Origin of the sequence: Subtercola boreus (assembly GCF_006716115.1) — a bacterium.
In the GTDB taxonomy this organism is placed as follows: domain Bacteria; phylum Actinomycetota; class Actinomycetes; order Actinomycetales; family Microbacteriaceae; genus Subtercola; species Subtercola boreus.
Genome location: NZ_VFOO01000001.1, coordinates 778,374 through 793,645, shown reverse-complemented (window position 1 = coordinate 793,645; position 15,272 = coordinate 778,374). Strand labels below are relative to the sequence as shown.

The window sequence follows — 15,272 nt, the reverse complement described above, 5'->3', positions numbered from 1 at the left end:
GCCGAGAAGTCGAACAGGTTACACGGCCGGTTCGGCGTGAATCCTGCTCTCGCATTCGAGGAGCACCTGCCGCAGAACGACCTCGAGTCCGGCGCGCTCCGGCCCGTCGAGCACATCGACCAGTGACCGCTCCAGGGCGAGCTGACCGGGGATGGCGCGGTCGACCCGGGCCACGCCCTCCTCCGTCGCGGTCACGGTGACGATCCGCCGGTCGGTGTTCGTGCGCTCGCGGCGCGCGAGCCCCGCGGCTTCGAGGGCGACGAGCCGTTTCGTGATCGAGGCGTTCGAGGCGGCGAGGAGGCGCGCGAGCTGCGACGGGGTGAGCGGCCCAGCCGCCCGCCGGACCGCCGACAGCACGTCGAACTCCCCTCGGCTGAGACCGTGGCCCGCCAGCAGGTCGTCGCTCATCAGCGTGGTGAGCCTCGCGATCCGGAGGATTCGGCCGACCGTGCCCATCGGTTCGGTGTCGAGGTCAGGGGCGAGGCGGTGCCAGTCGGCGCGGGTGGCGTCGAGCGCGTCGGTTCGTGCGGTGCTCATGGAGATATTTTACTAGTAAACTACATCCATGACCACCATCCTCCGCCCCTATGCCCGCTCGGTGGTGACGGTCGGCGAACACGGCGGCGCCCACCGTGCAGCCCTTCGCGCCGGGGTCTCCGTCCTCCTCCCGTTCCTGGTGCTCCTTGCACTCGGACACGTCGAGTGGTCGATTTACGCCGCCTTCGGGGCCTTCACCTCGGTCTACGGCCGCAATGCGGTGCGCTCCGCCCGGCTTCGGATGCAGGCCGCTGCCGCCGCCGTGATGGTCGGTTCGGTGCTGCTCGGCAGCGTCGTCGCGATCCTGCCCGGGCGGGAATGGGCCGTGGTGATCGTGGCCAGCGTGTGGGCGATCGCGGCGGCGCGCGTCTCCGATGTGTTCCGCTTCACCCCGCCCGGGCCCCTGTTCGCGGTCTTCGGCCTCTGCGCCACCGCCTCGGCGCCGGGATCGGCCGCGAACATCCCGGTCGCCTTCGCCGTGGCCGCTGCATCCGCGCTGCTCGCCCTGCTCATCGGGCAGGTGGGGCGGGTTCGTCGGCGGCTTCAGCAGGCTCCGGATGCCCGGGGCGGCGTCGGCCCGGCCGAATCCCCGGCCCGCCCGTCCACACGTGCGGCACGTCCGCTCATTCGGGCACCCCGCCCCGCCCTCCGCCTGCACCACACCCTCCGTTACGGCATCGCCACGGCGATCGCGGGGCTGCTCTCGACGGGGCTCGGAATCGGGCATCCGTACTGGGCCATGGTCGCCGCCATCGTTCCCCTCGTCGCGGCCGACCTGCCGAACGCCTTCGTGCGGGGAACCCACCGCGTGCTCGGAACGGTGGCCGGCCTGGCCGTCGCGTGGCTGCTCCTGCTTCTCGAGCCCTCCGGTCTGGTCGCGATCCTCCTCGTCGTGGCGCTCCAGATCGCCGCCGAGCTGGTGGTGATGCGCAACTACGGCCTCGCCCTCGTGTTCGTGACCCCCCTCGCGCTGCTGATGATCGACCTGGTGCACCCGGGCGACCCCGGCCAGCTCATCGCGGACCGCGGCGTCGAGACACTCCTCGGTACTCTCGTGGCGGTTGCGGTTGCCTGTGCATCGTGGCTGATGACCCGCCGCCAAGTGGCCAGCACCGGAACGCTCGCTTAGGCTGGATCAATGCCTCAACGCTCACGCAGAAGAACTCCGTGGATCATCGCGGGCCTCACGGCCTTCATCCTCGCCGATCTGGCGCTCGTCGCCTTCGCTGTCAGCGGCTCGGGGCGGGAGCAGGGCTCAGTGAGTGCGGTCGAGCCCACCTTCACTCTCACGCCCGTTCCGTCGGCAAGCAGCACGCCCACCCCGTCGGCGACGGCCGGTACGCCGACGAACACGCCCACCGCGACTCCCGCGCCCACGCCCTCCGCCTCCGCCTCGCCGAGCGCCAGCCCCTCCGCCCCGACCTCCGCGGCGACGCTGATGGGCATGGCCGACTCGCAGGTCGGTTACCGCGCCACTGCCGGAACCTGCACGGGCGACGACACATCTCTCGATTCGGTCATCGAACTGACCACCGACGGCGGCGCCACCTGGACGAACATCAACCCCACCGACCTCCGCATCCGCGCCGTCGAGAAGCTGGTCGTCGTCGACGCCTCGCACGTCGACCTGCTCGCCCGCTACGGCGACGCCTGCACGGAGTCGGCGGTCACCACCTACACCGAAGGCGAGTTCTGGCAGGCCTACCCCGACCGCACCGCCGCCCTCAAGTAGGCCCGGGGACGACGAAGGCCCGCGACCCCTGGGGGTCGCGAGCCTCATGACGAGCGGTGCGCAACAGCGGCCGGCGGTGGAGATGCGGGGAATTGAACCCCGGTCCACTGCTGTGGTCGTATGCCTTCTACGGGCGTAGCCAGCAAGATGTTCTACTCGGCTCCGGAAGTTGTCGCTGGCACCTGATCCGACGAGCCCAGCCCGAGTGCAAGTCCCTGTGCGCCCTCAGGCGTGACGCACAAGCAATCCCTCTAGATAACGCCAGGGTCCGGGTAGAGGGCGTTCCCGGTCTGACGGTTCCTTAAGCGGCTACAAGAAGCTTAGGCTGCGAGAGCGAAAGCGGCCTTGTTGGCCGGAACAGTGCTGTTTTGATTGGCACTTATTGTTTGCACGGATCGTTTACGAGTTAACCGTGCGTCCTCGGCCCGCTTCTCACACTCACTCAGGCAATGTCGAAACCGATCATCCCCGCGAGCAGCTGAAGAGCTGGGCCACTGTTGCGCACTGTTGAATTGTCAAGGTCACCACCCTCTCAGGCAGCCCTCCATGGTATCAGCTACTGTCGGGCCATGACGACTTCCCACTGGACTCCGGCCCTCCTCCCGTCTCTCAGCGGCAAGACGTTCGTGGTGACGGGCGGCAACGCCGGCCTCGGCTACTGGGCGAGCGAGTTCCTCGCCCGGCGAGGCGCGTCCGTCGTGATCGCGGCCCGCAGCGAGGAGCGCGCGGCCCGAGCGATCGCGTCCATTCTCACGCGCGCCCCGCTCGGCTCCGTGCGTTCGATCGCCCTCGACGTGGCGAACCTCGCCTCGGTCGAAGCCGCTGCCGCCGAACTCTCCGACGGTCCGATCGACGGCCTGATCCTGAACGCCGGCCTCACCGAATCGCCGAAACGGGCCGTCACCGCCGACGGTTTCGAGATCATGTTCGGCACGAACTTCCTCGGCCATTTCGCGCTCACTGCCCGGCTCGCCCCGACACTCCTCGCGACCTCGGGTTCACGCGTCGTCTCGCTCGGCAGCATCAGCCACGAGTTCTTCGATCTTGATCTGGATGACCTGCAGAACGAGAGTGACTACTCCAGTTTCCGCACCTACGGTCGCTCGAAGCTCGCCGTGATGCTCTTCGCCTTCGAGCTCGACCGGCGCCTGCGGAAAGCCGGCCACAGCACGCGGAGTCTCTCCGCCCACCCGGGTTTCGCACTGGACGGGATGAGCGCAGCGCGCCCGGGCATCGGCGCGAAACGCTCCAACCCCCTCGTGCGCACGGCGCTCGGCGCCTTCGCCCAGGGCAAGGATGCCGGAGCGCTCCCGGTCGTCCGTGCCGTGGCCGACCCGCTCGCCGAGGGCGGCGACTACTGGGGGCCCGACGGCTGGCGCCAGCTGAAGGGCGAACCGACGGTCGTCACGGCGCGCACGCGGGCCCGCGACATCCGCACCGCCACTGCACTCTGGGCCAGCGCCGAGAACCTGACGGGAATCTCCCTCACGATCTGACCGGGCCGAGGCGGCCACCCGGCGCCCGGCCGCTAGCGCGAACTCACCGACCGGAACTTTCGCACACTCAGCGGCACGAACACCGCCAGCAGCACCACGATGCCGATGAGCACGGTGATCACCGGGTGCTGCTGCGTCCACACGTCGGCGACGGGCGTGCCCGGCGGCACATTGCCGAACAGTGTTCGCGCCGCCTGAACGAGAGCCGACACGGGGTTGTACTCGGCGAAGATGCGGAGCGGTGTCGGCAGCGTGTCGCTCGGTACGAACGCATTCGAGATGAACGTGATCGGGAACAGCACGAGGAACGAGACATTGTTGATCACCTCGGGGCTCCGCACGCTCATGCCGAGGAACGCCATGACCCAGGAGAGCGCGTAGGCGAACAGCAGCAGCAGCACGACCGCCGCCGCGGCCTCGAGGAAACTCGACCGCACCCGCCAGCCCACGATGAAGCCCGTCGTCATCATCACGGCCATGGAGATCGTGTTGATCAACAGGTCGCCGTTCGTCCGCCCGATGAGCACCGACGCCTGGTTCATCGGCAGCGTGCGGAAACGATCGATGATGCCGTCTTTCAGGTCTTGAGCCATCGCCGAGCCCGAGTACGTCGACCCGAACACCACGGTCTGGGCGAAGATGCCCGCCATGATGAACTCGGTGTAGCTGCTGCCGGGGATGTCGATCACACCCGCATACACGTAGCTGAACAGCAGCACGAACATGATCGGCTGCAGCAGCGTGAAGACGAGAATGTCGGGAACCCGCTTGATCTTGATCAGGTTGCGGCGTGTCGTGATCCAGCCGTCGTTCAGCAGGTTGCCGAGCCGGGAGCTGGATGCTGCGGGCTTGGCCGCCACGGGCTTCAGGGTCGTCGGCCCGGGTGACATCGGCCCGGATGCTGCGGGCGATGCGCTCACGCGGCCACCTCCTCGTCGTCGGTCGCCATATGCCCGGTGAGCGTCAGGAACACATCGTCGAGCGTCGGCCGGCGCATTCCTGCGTCGTAGAGCGGGATGCCCAGCCGCTCGAACTCGCCGAGCACCTCCCGGAGGGCGGCCGGGGCGGCTGCGGCGTTCACCGTCAGCTCCCGCCCATCGTCGGACACGGTCGGCGCGGCGCTCCCCACCCGCGCGAGCACCTCCTGCGCAACGGCGCTGTCGCCCGCGTTCACCAGGCTGATCTCGACCCGCTGGCCGCCGATCGACGCCTTCAGCTCGTCGGAGGTACCCTCCGCGATGACCTTGCCGTCGTCGATCACGGAGATGCTGTCGGACAGCTGGTCGGCCTCCTCGAGGTACTGCGTCGTGAGCAGCACCGTGGTGCCCTCCCCCACCAGCGCCTGGATGATGTCCCACATGCCGAGGCGGGATCGCGGGTCGAGGCCCGTCGTCGGCTCGTCGAGGAAGAGCACCTGCGGCCGCGAGACGAGCGCGCCGGCGAGGTCGATGCGTCTCCGCATGCCGCCGGAGAAGCCCTTCACCGGCCGGTTCTGCGCCTCCGTGAGGTCGAAGAGCTCGATCAGCTCCGTCGCCCGCGCCCGTGAGGCACGGGAGCCGAGGTGGTAGAGCCGCCCGACCATGTCGAGGTTCTCGAAGCCGGTCAGGTTCTCGTCGACCGCGGCGTACTGCCCGGAGACGCCGATGATCGGCCGGATGCGCTCCGGCGACGCCAGAACGTCGACGCCCCCGATCGTGGCACGACCCGAGTCGGGTTTCGTCAGAGTGGTGAGCACTTTGACCGTGGTCGTCTTGCCGGCGCCGTTCGGGCCCAGCAACGCCTTGATGGTGCCCTGTGGCACCTCGAGGTTCAATCCGTCGAGCGCGTGCACCGGGTCGGCGCCGCGCGGCGTGTACGTCTTTCGGAGTTCGCTGGCGATGATGAACGTCATGCGGCGAGAGTAGCCAGCACCCCCGACATCCACAACGGTGGACACCGTCCACATCGTAACGATGTGATCACGACTCAGTTCTGCCGCGAGGCCACGAGGCAAACAGCGGGCGCCTCAGTCCCCGAGGTTCCGCTGCGTTCCCATCGCCCGGTCGGCCTCGCGCTTGTCCTGACGTTCCCGGAGCGTCTGGCGCTTGTCGTATTCGCGCTTGCCCTTCGCCACAGCGAGTTCGACCTTCGCCTTGCCGTCGCTGAAGTAGAGCCGCAGGGGAACGAGCGTGTAGCCGCCCTCTTTCACCTTGTTGTGGATCTTCAGGATCTGCGCCTTGTGCAGCAGCATCTTGCGCTTGCGGCGGGGCGGGTGGTTGTTCCACGAGCCCTGGTTGAACTCGGGGATGTGCACGGCGTCGAGCCACGCCTCTCCCCCGTCGATGTAGCCGTAGCCGTCGACGAGGGATGCCCGCCCGGCCCTCAGCGACTTGACCTCGGTGCCGGTCAGCACGAGGCCCGCCTCATAGGTGTCTTCGATGGTGTAGTCGTGGCGGGCCTTGCGGTTGGTCGCGACGACCTTTTCTCCGCGTTCGCGTGGCACGGTCACTCCTGGGGGTAGATGGTGGGAAAGCCGCCGAGCGAGCTCGCGCAGCAGCCCTCCAGTCTACGCCTTCCGAACTGCAAGCCTCTCGAACTGCCTGCCGCTCGAACTGCGTCCCTTTCGAACTGATCAGACCTTGAGGTACCGGGTGATGGCGAACTTGGCCGAGAAGGCGGCCAGCACGATCGACAGACCGATGAGGACGGGCACCACGAACAGCAACGCGTCATTGTCGGTCACGAAGGCGGTGAACGGCAGCGCCTGCTGCAGGTAGCCCTGCACGAAGAAGTGCACCACCCCCCAGACAGCCGCACCGGCCAGCACCGATCCGATGAGCGCGGCGATCACGCCCTCGAGGATGAACGGCGTCTGGATGAACCGGTTGGATGCCCCCACCAGCCTCATGATGCCGATCTCCCGTCTTCGGGAGAACGCCGAGAGCCTGATCGTGGTGGCGATCAGCAGAACCGCCGCCACGAGCATCAGCACCGCGATGCCGATGGCGGTGTAACTCGCCGCGTTCAGGATCGAGAAGATCTGTTCGAGGTAACTGCGCTGGTCGACGACACTGTCCACACCCGGGAGCCCGGACAGGCTCTCGACGAGCACCGCGGACTGCTGCGGGTCGACCATGTTGATCCAGAACGTCTGGTTCAGGAGGTCGGGCGTCACGTACTGGGCGACGTCGTTGCCCGCGAACTGCTGCTTGAACTTCTCGTAGGCCTGTTCGTGGGTCTCGAAGTAGTACTGCTGGATGAACGGCGACAGGGTCGGCGACTTCAGCTGGGCATCCACCGCGGCGATCTGGTCGTCGGTGGCCTCGCCGTTCGTGCAGTTCGCTCCGCCCGAGGTCGTCGTGCACATGTACACCGCGACCTGCGCCTTGTCGTACCAGTAGCTCTTCATCTGCCCGATCTGCATCTGCAGGAGGATGGCGGCGCCGACGAACGTCAGCGAGATGAAGGTCACGAGCACGACGGAGATGACCATGGACATGTTGCGGCGGAGGCCGGTGCCGACCTCGCCGAGGATGAGTGCGAGTCTCACTGCGTGGGCCCCACATTCTGGTCGGCGGCCCTGTCGTGGCTCTCACCACGCGCACGGAGCCCGAGCGTCTCGGCCAGGCTGATCTGGCCTGTCATCAGCGGATCCCTGTCGTCTGAAGGTTCCGGTTCCTGTTTCGGTTCTGGATCGGGTTCTGCGGCCTGCGCGGGCGCGGCGTCCGCGCTCACCTCGGCCCGGGCATCCTGAGCCTCGACCTCGCCGGTGCCCTCGGGCGGGAAGAAGAACGGTGTGTCGTCGGAGACATCCTCGATGACCGCGGTGGTTCCGGCCGCCGGCAGCGAACTGCCGACCGGCTGCACGAGAACCTGCTGGCCGGTCTCGGTCGTCGCGAAGACGGGGCGCTCGATGGCCCCCGTCGCCTGCATGCGGAGGGAGAGTGGATCGGGCCGCGTGATCTCGGCGGTCATACCGCTGTCCTGCAGGCTGATCTCGGTGGTGGTGCCGTAGCCGCCCTGGCGGTCGTCGCGCACGACCTGGCCGCTGACGAGCTCGACGACGCGGCGCTGCATCTGGTCGACGATCGCGTTGTCGTGGGTGGCCATGATGATGGTCGTGCCGCCGGCGTTGATGCGGTCGAGCACGTTCATGATGCCGGCACTGGTGACCGGGTCGAGGTTTCCGGTGGGCTCGTCGGCCAGCAGGATGGCGGGCTTGTTGACCACCGCACGGGCGATGGCCACGCGCTGCTGCTCACCACCGGAGAGTTCGTGCGGGAGTCGCCCGGCCTTCTCGGCGAGGCCCACCATGGCGAGCACGTCGGGAACGGCCTCCTGGATGAAGCCACGGGACTTGCCGATCACCTGGAGCGTGAACGCGACATTGTCGAAGACGTTCTTGTTCGGCAGGAGCCGGAAGTCCTGGAAGACGACGCCGAGGTTCCGCCGGAAGTACGGCACCTTGCGCGAGGAGATCGACCCGAGGTCCTGCCCCAGCACGTGGATGTTGCCCGTCGAGGGGCGATCCTCCTTCAGCACGAGGCGGAGGAAACTCGACTTGCCGGAACCGGAGGCACCGACGAGGAAGACGAACTCACCCCGCAGGATCTCGAGGTCGATCGTGTTGAGCGCCGGCTTGGCCGTGCCCTTGTACATCTTGCTTACCTGGTCAAATCGAATCATGGCGACGTCAGCCTAAGCAGCGGTACCGGGCATTCAGCCCAGCGACTCGCCCAATGGCGAGGCCGGACTCCGAAGCTGGGAAGTGGCTCGGTGAACGCTTAGTCCTGTTTGCGCTTACGCCAGCGGATGCCCGCAGAGATGAACCCGTCGAGGTCGCCGTCGAAGACGTTGCTGGGGTTGTTGACCTCGTAGTCCGTGCGCAGATCCTTCACCATCTGGTAGGGAGCGAGAACGTAGCTCCGCATCTGGTCGCCCCAGCTCGCCGTGATGTTGCCCGCGAGTTCCTTTTTGGTCGCATTCTCCTGCTCGCGCTGCAGCAGCAGCAGCCGCGACTGCAGCACCCGGAGGGCCGCGGCGCGGTTCTGGATCTGGCTCTTCTCGTTCTGGCAGCTGACCACGATGCCGGTCGGGAGGTGCGTGATGCGCACGGCGGAGTCCGTGGTGTTGACCGACTGGCCACCCGGCCCGCTCGAGCGGAAGACGTCGACCCGGATGTCGTTCTCGGGTACCTCCACCACGTCGGTGGTCTCGATCAGCGGAACCACCTCGACGGCGGCAAAACTCGTCTGGCGCTTGCCGGCCGAGTTGAAGGGGCTCATGCGCACCAGACGGTGCGTGCCGGCCTCCACCGAGAGCGTGCCGAACGCGTAGGGCGAGTCGATCTCGATCGTGGCGCTCTTGATGCCCGCCTCTTCGGCGTAGCTCGTGTCGAGCACCGTCGACTTGTGGCCGTGCTGCTCGGCCCAGCGGAGGTACATGCGGAGCAGCATCTCGGCGAAGTCGGAGGCGTCGACGCCGCCCGCACCGGCGCGGATCGTGACGACGGCGGGCCGCGGGTCGTACTCCCCGTTCAGCAGCGTCTGCACCTCGAGCTCACCGAGCAGTTTGGTGAGGCTCGCGAGCTCGGCCTGCGCCTCGGCCACGGCGTCTTCGTCGGATTCGTCGTTCGCGAGCTCGACCATGATCTCGAGGTCGTCGAGCCGCGAGTCGATGCTGACGATTTTCGCGAGCTCGGCCTGGCGGTGCGAGAGTTCGCTGGTGACCTTCTGCGCCTTCTCTGTGTCGTTCCAGAGATCGGGCACCCCGGCCTGCTCGCTGAGCTCGGCGATCTGAGCCTTGAGGCCCTCGACATCTACCACCGACGTGATGTCGCTGAAGGTCGAACGGAGGGCACTGATCTGCTCAGAGAGGTCGAGTTCTAACACGATCCCCCAGCCTACCCGCTCCGCCTCTCCGCTGGCCGGGTGCGGGTGTGCATGCACGTCCCGCCTAAACTGGTTGCCTGATGAGTACTTCTGAGCCGGCACCCGCTGCGGCGGCACCCGCCGTGCCTGCACCCGCCTTCCGCATCAGGTCGGTCGCGGCATCCGCTCTCATCCCCGCCCTGCTCTTCGCGATCGGCGAAGGCGCGATCATCCCGATAATCCCCGCGGTCGCCGGCAACCTCGGCGCGGGGCTCGCGCTGGCCGGTTTCATTGCGGGCATGACGATGATCGGCGAGTTGGTCGGCGACATCCCGAGCGGCTGGGTGGTGTCCCGGATCGGTGAGCGCCGGTCGATGATCTACGCCGCCGTGCTCTCGATCGTCGCGATCATCCTGTGCCTGGTCGCCCGCGAGCCTCTGCTGTTCGGCATCGGGATCTTCCTGCTCGGGCTCTCCGCCGCGATCTTCGCCCTCGCGCGGCACGCCTTCATGACGAGTTACGTGCCCGTCGCCTACCGGGCGCGCGCGCTCTCCACTCTCGGCGGCACGTTCCGGGCGGGCTGGTTCATCGGCCCGTTCCTCGGGGCGGGCCTCATTGCGCTCACCGGTTCCTCTCTCTCGGTGTTCTTCGTGATGGGGCTCTGCGGTGTCGCCATCATCGTGCTCCTGCTGGTCGTCGACGACCCCACCGAGAAGCTGGTGAAACCGGATGCCGGCGAGACCCTCGTCGCCGCCGAAGCCGAGGGCCTCTTCACCACAATCTGGACCCACCGCCGGGTGCTGACGCGGATCGGGTCGGGCGTCGCCATCGTCAGCGCGCTGCGGGCCAGCCGCACTGTCGTTCTGCCGCTCTGGGCCCTGAGCCTCGGGCTCGGCGAGAGCAACACCGCGCTCATCGTGGGTCTCGGTGCCGCCATCGACTTCGCCCTCTTCTACACCAGTGGCCAGATCATGGACCGGTTTGGCCGTCTCTGGAGCGCGCTGCCCTCGATGATCGGGATGGGCACGTGCCTGCTGATCCTGTCGTTCACCCATGACACGGGCCACGCTGTCGGCTGGTTCATCGTGCTGACCATCCTTCTCGGGCTCTCGAACGGCATCTCGAGCGGCATCGTGATGACACTCGGCGCCGACCTGGCACCGAAGACGTCGCCGGCGCCGTTCCTCGGGGCCTTCCGCTTCACCGGGGACCTCGGATCCGCTGCCGCACCCGTGCTCATCGCCGGCCTCGTGGCGGTCGCCGGCCTCCCCCTCGCCGTGGGAACGGTCGGGGTGGTGGGCTTTCTCGGGGCCGGTGTCATGCTCCGTTACATCCCGCGATTCCTGCCGCGGAGCCTTGCTCACAAATCGCTGGGATTCCGCGCGGGCGTCTGAGAGCCAACCATTACACTGGGGGTGTTCTACGCGGGAGTGGTGAAATTGGTATACACGCAGGTTTTAGGTACCTGTGCTTTCGAGCGTGAGGGTTCAAGTCCCTTCTCCCGTACGCGAGAAAGCCGATTCCTTGCGGCCGGCCGCTGAGATCCCGACGACTGGAGCTTGACCATGCACGCTGCCTTGATCCCCTGGCTCGACCCGAACACGCTGATCGACGGTTTCGGGCCGTTCGCGCTGCTGGGCATCTGCTTCATCATCTTCGCCGAGACCGGGCTGCTCGTGGGTTTCGTGCTGCCGGGCGACACGCTGCTGTTCTTCACGGGCATCCTGACCTTCATCGGCACCATCGGCGTGCCCATCTACTTCGTCGCTCCTGCCATCGGCCTCGCCGCCTTCATCGGCGGTGAAGTCGGCTACCTCATCGGGCGGAAGGCCGGCCCCCGCATCTTCGAACGCAAGGAGTCGGGCTTCTTCAGCATCAAGAACGTCGAGCGCACGAACGCCTTCTTCGAGCGCTACGGCGGCTTCGCCGTGATCCTGGCCCGTTTCGTGCCGGTCGTCCGCACCTTCGCACCGATCGCGGCGGGCGTCGGCAAGATGGATCCCCGCAAGTACAGCCTCTACAACGCGATCGGCGCGATCATCTGGGGCGGCGGCATCGTCATGCTCGGCTACTTCCTCGGCCAGATCCCCATGGTCAAAGATTTCAGCGAGAAGTACATCGACGTGGTGCTGCTGGCCGTCGTCGTGCTGACACTGGTGCCCACCGTGTTCCACACCGTCCAGTCGTCGCGGAAGGCCAAGAAGGCGGCCGCCGCCAGCGACGCCGAGTCCGTCGAGGCGACCGGTGCGGCCGAGGAGTTGCTGCTCGACCCGACCGTGTTCAACCGCGGTGTCGCCGGCAAGCGCGACGCCAGCTGAGCGTTTCGCAGAGGGGCCGCTAGCGGTGCTGCTCGTGTTCATGGCCGGCGTGCTCCGCCGGCTCGAGCTGGAACGTGGAGTGCTCCACGTCGAAGTGCGACGTGAGGCAGCCCGACAGGCGGTCGAGCAGCGCCCCCGTCTCGCCGGCGGCGAAGATCTGTGGGTCGACGACCACGTGCGCCGAGAACACCGGCTCTCCTGAGGTGATCGCCCAGACGTGCACATCGTGCACTTCGAGTACGCCCTCTGTCTCCAGGATGTGCCGACGGATCTGCTGCACATCCGTCTCCTTCGGCGCCGACTGGATGAGCACCGCCACCACATCGCGGATGAGCACGAACGCCCGCGGCACGATCATGACGGCGATCGCGAGGGACGCGATGGCGTCCGCCGCGACGAAGCCCGTGGTGATGATCACGATGCCTGCGATGATGACGGCGATCGAGCCGAGGGTGTCGCCGAGCACCTCGAGGTAGGCACCACGCATGTTGAACGACTGCCGGTCGCCCCCGCGGAGCACCAGCAGCGCCGCGACGTTCGCGACGAGCCCGATCGACGCGATGATGAGCATCGGGGTGCCCTGCACGTGGTCGGTTTCGGGTGAGAGCAGCCGTGAGATGCCTTCGATGCCCACGAAGACGGCAACCACGACCAGAATCAGCCCGTTGGCGAGAGCCGCAAGCACCTCCGCGCGCTGGAACCCGAAGGTGTGCCGGTCGGAGGCCGGGCGGAGGGCGATGATCGACGCCACCAGCGCGATGATCAGCCCGAAGAGGTCGGAGAGCATGTGCCCGGCATCGGCCAGCAGCGCCAGGGAACCGCTGACGAGTGCGCCGACCACCTCGACGACCAGCACCAGCGAGACGATTCCGATCGCGATGAGGAGCCGCGTACGGTTCGTCGACCGGGACGCGTGGCTGTGACCCTCGCTGTGTCCTGTGCTCTGTGTGCTCATCACCTACAGGATAGGAGAGGAACCGCGCCGCACGGCCCCCCGGCGACTACTTGGGAATGACGTTCATTCTCAGCAGCGGAATAACGTTCTCGAAGGCGAGCGCCCGATGGCTGATCGCGTTCTTCTCTTCCGGACTGAGCTCGGCAGCGGTGACATCGAGCCCTGACGGCACGAACACCGGGTCGTAGCCGAAGCCGTTCGCTCCGCGAGGCTCCCGGGTGAGGGAACCCCGCCAGAAGCCCGACGCCACGTCCTCCCAGGCGATGTCAGCCGCGGCTGCGTCTCCTGCGGTCGCGTCACCCGGGGCACCTGCCGGCACGACCACCGCGATGTGGCAGACGAACGCCGCCCCGCGCTGGTCGTCGTGAATGTCGGCGAGCTGGTCGAGCAGCAGCTCACGGTTGGCCTGGTCGCCCCGGCCGTGCCCGGCCCAGCGCGCCGAGAAGATCCCCGGCGAGCCGCCGAGGATGTCGACAGCGATCCCCGAGTCGTCTGCGAGGGCCGGGAGCCCGGTGTGCCGGGCCGCAGCACGCGCCTTGATCAGAGAGTTCTCGGCGAAGGTCACCCCGTCTTCGATCGGCTCCGGGCCTTCGTACTTCACGATCTCGAGCTCCGGCAGCCGCGCGCCGAGGATCTTCTGGAACTCGTCGACCTTGTGCTGGTTGTGCGTGGCGAGCACCACGCGCATGCGGGTCACGCGTCGTCCCTGCTCGTGAGGGCACCGGTCTGGGCGGCCGCGAGTTCGGTGGTTCCGACCAGTGCCAGGTCCAGCAGCGAATTCAGTTCCGCGCGGTCGAACGGTGCGCCCTCAGCTGTTCCCTGAACCTCCACGAAAAGTCCGCGGCCGGTGACGACCACGTTCATGTCGGTTTCGGCACGGACGTCTTCGACATATGCCAGATCGAGCATGGGTACGCCGTCGATGATCCCGACGGAGATCGCCGAGACGCTGTCGATGAGCGGCTGGGCCTTCTGGCCGATGAACTTGCGGCCCCTGGCCCATTCGATCGCGTCGACCATGGCCACGTAGGCGCCGGTGATGGCGGCCGTCCGGGTACCGCCGTCGGCCTGCAGAACGTCACAGTCGATGACGATCGTGTTCTCGCCGAGCGCCTTCATGTCGACGACCGCGCGGAGCGACCGTCCGATCAGACGCGAGATCTCATGGGTCCGGCCCCCGATCTTGCCCTTGACCGATTCGCGGTCCATCCGGCTGTTCGTCGACCGGGGCAGCATCGCGTACTCGGCGGTGACCCACCCCTTGCCCTTCCCCGACATCCAACGCGGAACGCCGTTCGTGAACGAGGCCGTGCAGAGCACCTTCGTGTTGCCGAACGAGATCAGCGCCGAGCCTTCGGCCTGCGCGCTCCAGCCGCGCTCGATGGTCACCGGGCGGAGGTCGCCGACCGCCCGGCCGTCGGCGCGCACGAGGGCTGCGGAAGTGTTGTCTGTCATCGGTTCTCCTTGAAACGGGGGTGAGGTTTGATGCCGGGGCGCTCGGTGCTCTGCCCAGCGAGGGCGGCGCGCACGCGGGCGATGTCGGGAAGCGCAATAGCGCCGGTCTCGACGAGGTCGACCGACGAGACGGCGGGGCCGAGGAAGCGGTTCGCGAGCCTCAGGAACTCTTCGGCACTCTCGCCCGTCGCCTCGTACCGGTAGCTCGGCGCGTCGCGCGAGGTGCGCTGGATGCCGAGACCGACCAGTTCGCGATAGACATCATTCGCGGTCTCGGTGTCGCTCGACACCAGCGTGACACTCTCGCCCATCACCACGCTGATCGCCCCCTTCAGGAACGGATAGTGCGTGCATCCGAGCACCAGAGTGTCGACGCCGGCCTGCTGCAACGGCGCCAGGTACCCGGCAGCCACCGTGAGCAGTTCGGGGCTCGACGTGTCGCCGCTCTCGACGAAGTCGACGAACCGCGGGCACGCGACGCTCGACAGGTCCAGGTGCGGTGCCGCGGCGAAGGCGTCGTTGTAGGCGCGCGAGGTGATGGTGGCGGTGGTGCCGATGACGCCCACCCGGTGGTTGCGCGTCGCGGTCACAGCGGCGCGCACGGCGGGCTGGATCACCTCGACGACAGGAACCGAATAGCGCTCCCGGGCATCCCGCAGCATCGCCGCCGACGCTGTGTTGCAGGCGATGACCAGCATCTTCACGCCCTGGTCGACCAGGTCGTCGAGCACGGCGAGGGCGAAGCGGCGCACGTCGGCGAGCGGTTTCGGGCCGTAGGGCGAGTGCGCGGTGTCGCCGACGTAGAGGAGCGATTCGTTCGGCAACTGGTCACGGATGGCCCGGGCGACGGTCAGGCCACCCACTCCGGAATCGAAGATGCCAATCGGTGCGTCGCTCACAACTGACGAGCCTACCCGCAGGCTAGGCTCG

The 15,272-nt window shown here is 67.4% G+C and carries 16 protein-coding genes, 1 tRNA gene and 1 other RNA gene; 6 read left to right on the top strand and 12 right to left on the bottom strand.

What is annotated here, in order from left to right; all coding sequences use genetic code 11:
• Positions 1-18: 18 nt before the first annotated feature.
• Entirely contained in the window at positions 19-537 is a 519-nt protein-coding gene (locus FB464_RS03735; RefSeq protein WP_116415045.1) for a MarR family winged helix-turn-helix transcriptional regulator, read from the bottom strand.
• 28 nt (positions 538-565) lie between these two features.
• Here FB464_RS03735 and FB464_RS03730 point away from each other — a divergent pair, with 28 nt between their 5' ends.
• Positions 566-1,666, top strand: a complete 1,101-nt coding sequence (locus FB464_RS03730; RefSeq protein ID WP_116415046.1) for an FUSC family protein — start codon at positions 566-568, stop codon at positions 1,664-1,666.
• A gap of 9 nt (positions 1,667-1,675) precedes the next feature.
• Positions 1,676-2,269, top strand: coding sequence for a hypothetical protein (locus tag FB464_RS03725; RefSeq protein ID WP_142206601.1), 594 nt, complete (start codon positions 1,676-1,678; stop codon positions 2,267-2,269).
• A 74-nt stretch (positions 2,270-2,343) separates the two neighbouring features.
• Here the strand turns inward: FB464_RS03725 and ssrA are convergent.
• Positions 2,344-2,739: a transfer-messenger RNA gene (gene ssrA, locus FB464_RS03720) on the bottom strand.
• Positions 2,740-2,838: 99 nt separating this feature from the next.
• Here ssrA and FB464_RS03715 point away from each other — a divergent pair.
• Positions 2,839-3,765 (top strand): oxidoreductase, encoded by a 927-nt coding sequence (locus FB464_RS03715; RefSeq protein ID WP_116415049.1) that lies wholly within the window; start codon positions 2,839-2,841, stop codon positions 3,763-3,765.
• A 32-nt stretch (positions 3,766-3,797) separates the two neighbouring features.
• Here FB464_RS03715 and FB464_RS03710 read toward each other — a convergent pair whose 3' ends face one another.
• The 6 genes from FB464_RS03710 to prfB form a co-directional block, all read right to left on the bottom strand.
• Positions 3,798-4,655 carry an ABC transporter permease gene (locus FB464_RS03710; protein WP_116416613.1) on the bottom strand — a complete coding sequence of 286 codons (858 nt, stop codon included), beginning with the start codon at positions 4,653-4,655 and terminating at the stop codon, positions 3,798-3,800.
• Between the two features lie 26 nt (positions 4,656-4,681).
• Entirely contained in the window at positions 4,682-5,656 is a 975-nt protein-coding gene (locus FB464_RS03705; protein ID WP_116415050.1) for an ATP-binding cassette domain-containing protein, read from the bottom strand.
• A 114-nt stretch (positions 5,657-5,770) separates the two neighbouring features.
• On the bottom strand, positions 5,771-6,247 hold the full coding sequence (gene smpB, locus FB464_RS03700; protein ID WP_116415051.1) for an SsrA-binding protein SmpB: 477 nt from the start codon (positions 6,245-6,247) through the stop codon (positions 5,771-5,773).
• A 129-nt stretch (positions 6,248-6,376) separates the two neighbouring features.
• Positions 6,377-7,294 carry a permease-like cell division protein FtsX gene (ftsX, locus tag FB464_RS03695; protein WP_116415052.1) on the bottom strand — a complete coding sequence of 306 codons (918 nt, stop codon included), beginning with the start codon at positions 7,292-7,294 and terminating at the stop codon, positions 6,377-6,379.
• Positions 7,291-8,430 carry a cell division ATP-binding protein FtsE gene (ftsE, locus tag FB464_RS20120; RefSeq protein WP_246092915.1) on the bottom strand — a complete coding sequence of 380 codons (1,140 nt, stop codon included), beginning with the start codon at positions 8,428-8,430 and terminating at the stop codon, positions 7,291-7,293. The genes ftsX and ftsE overlap by 4 nt, the downstream gene beginning before the upstream one ends.
• Positions 8,431-8,528: 98 nt before the next feature.
• Positions 8,529-9,635 (bottom strand): peptide chain release factor 2, encoded by a 1,107-nt coding sequence (prfB, locus tag FB464_RS03685; protein ID WP_116415053.1) that lies wholly within the window; start codon positions 9,633-9,635, stop codon positions 8,529-8,531.
• Between the two features lie 80 nt (positions 9,636-9,715).
• Here prfB and FB464_RS03680 point away from each other — a divergent pair, with 80 nt between their 5' ends.
• From FB464_RS03680 to FB464_RS03670, 3 genes are all read left to right on the top strand, one after another.
• The gene (locus FB464_RS03680; RefSeq protein ID WP_116415054.1) at positions 9,716-11,008 is read left to right on the top strand and encodes an MFS transporter; all 1,293 of its coding nucleotides are present in this window, start codon (positions 9,716-9,718) and stop codon (positions 11,006-11,008) included.
• A 30-nt stretch (positions 11,009-11,038) separates the two neighbouring features.
• Positions 11,039-11,120, top strand: a tRNA-Leu gene (locus tag FB464_RS03675).
• 59 nt (positions 11,121-11,179) lie between these two features.
• Entirely contained in the window at positions 11,180-11,932 is a 753-nt protein-coding gene (locus FB464_RS03670) for a DedA family protein (protein ID WP_116415055.1), read from the top strand.
• Between the two features lie 19 nt (positions 11,933-11,951).
• Here the strand turns inward: FB464_RS03670 and FB464_RS03665 are convergent, their stop codons facing one another.
• From FB464_RS03665 to murI, 4 genes are read right to left on the bottom strand one after another with little or no spacing between them, the layout of a single operon-like run.
• Entirely contained in the window at positions 11,952-12,887 is a 936-nt protein-coding gene (locus FB464_RS03665; protein WP_116415056.1) for a cation diffusion facilitator family transporter, read from the bottom strand.
• A gap of 46 nt (positions 12,888-12,933) precedes the next feature.
• Positions 12,934-13,575 carry an RdgB/HAM1 family non-canonical purine NTP pyrophosphatase gene (gene rdgB, locus FB464_RS03660; RefSeq protein ID WP_116416614.1) on the bottom strand — a complete coding sequence of 214 codons (642 nt, stop codon included), beginning with the start codon at positions 13,573-13,575 and terminating at the stop codon, positions 12,934-12,936.
• Positions 13,576-13,580: 5 nt separating this feature from the next.
• Positions 13,581-14,342: a ribonuclease PH gene (gene rph / locus FB464_RS03655; RefSeq protein ID WP_116415057.1), complete on the bottom strand. Its 762-nt coding sequence runs from the start codon at positions 14,340-14,342 to the stop codon at positions 13,581-13,583.
• Positions 14,339-15,241, bottom strand: coding sequence for a glutamate racemase (gene murI / locus FB464_RS03650; RefSeq protein WP_116415058.1), 903 nt, complete (start codon positions 15,239-15,241; stop codon positions 14,339-14,341). The genes rph and murI overlap by 4 nt, the downstream gene beginning before the upstream one ends.
• Positions 15,242-15,272 lie beyond the last annotated feature (31 nt).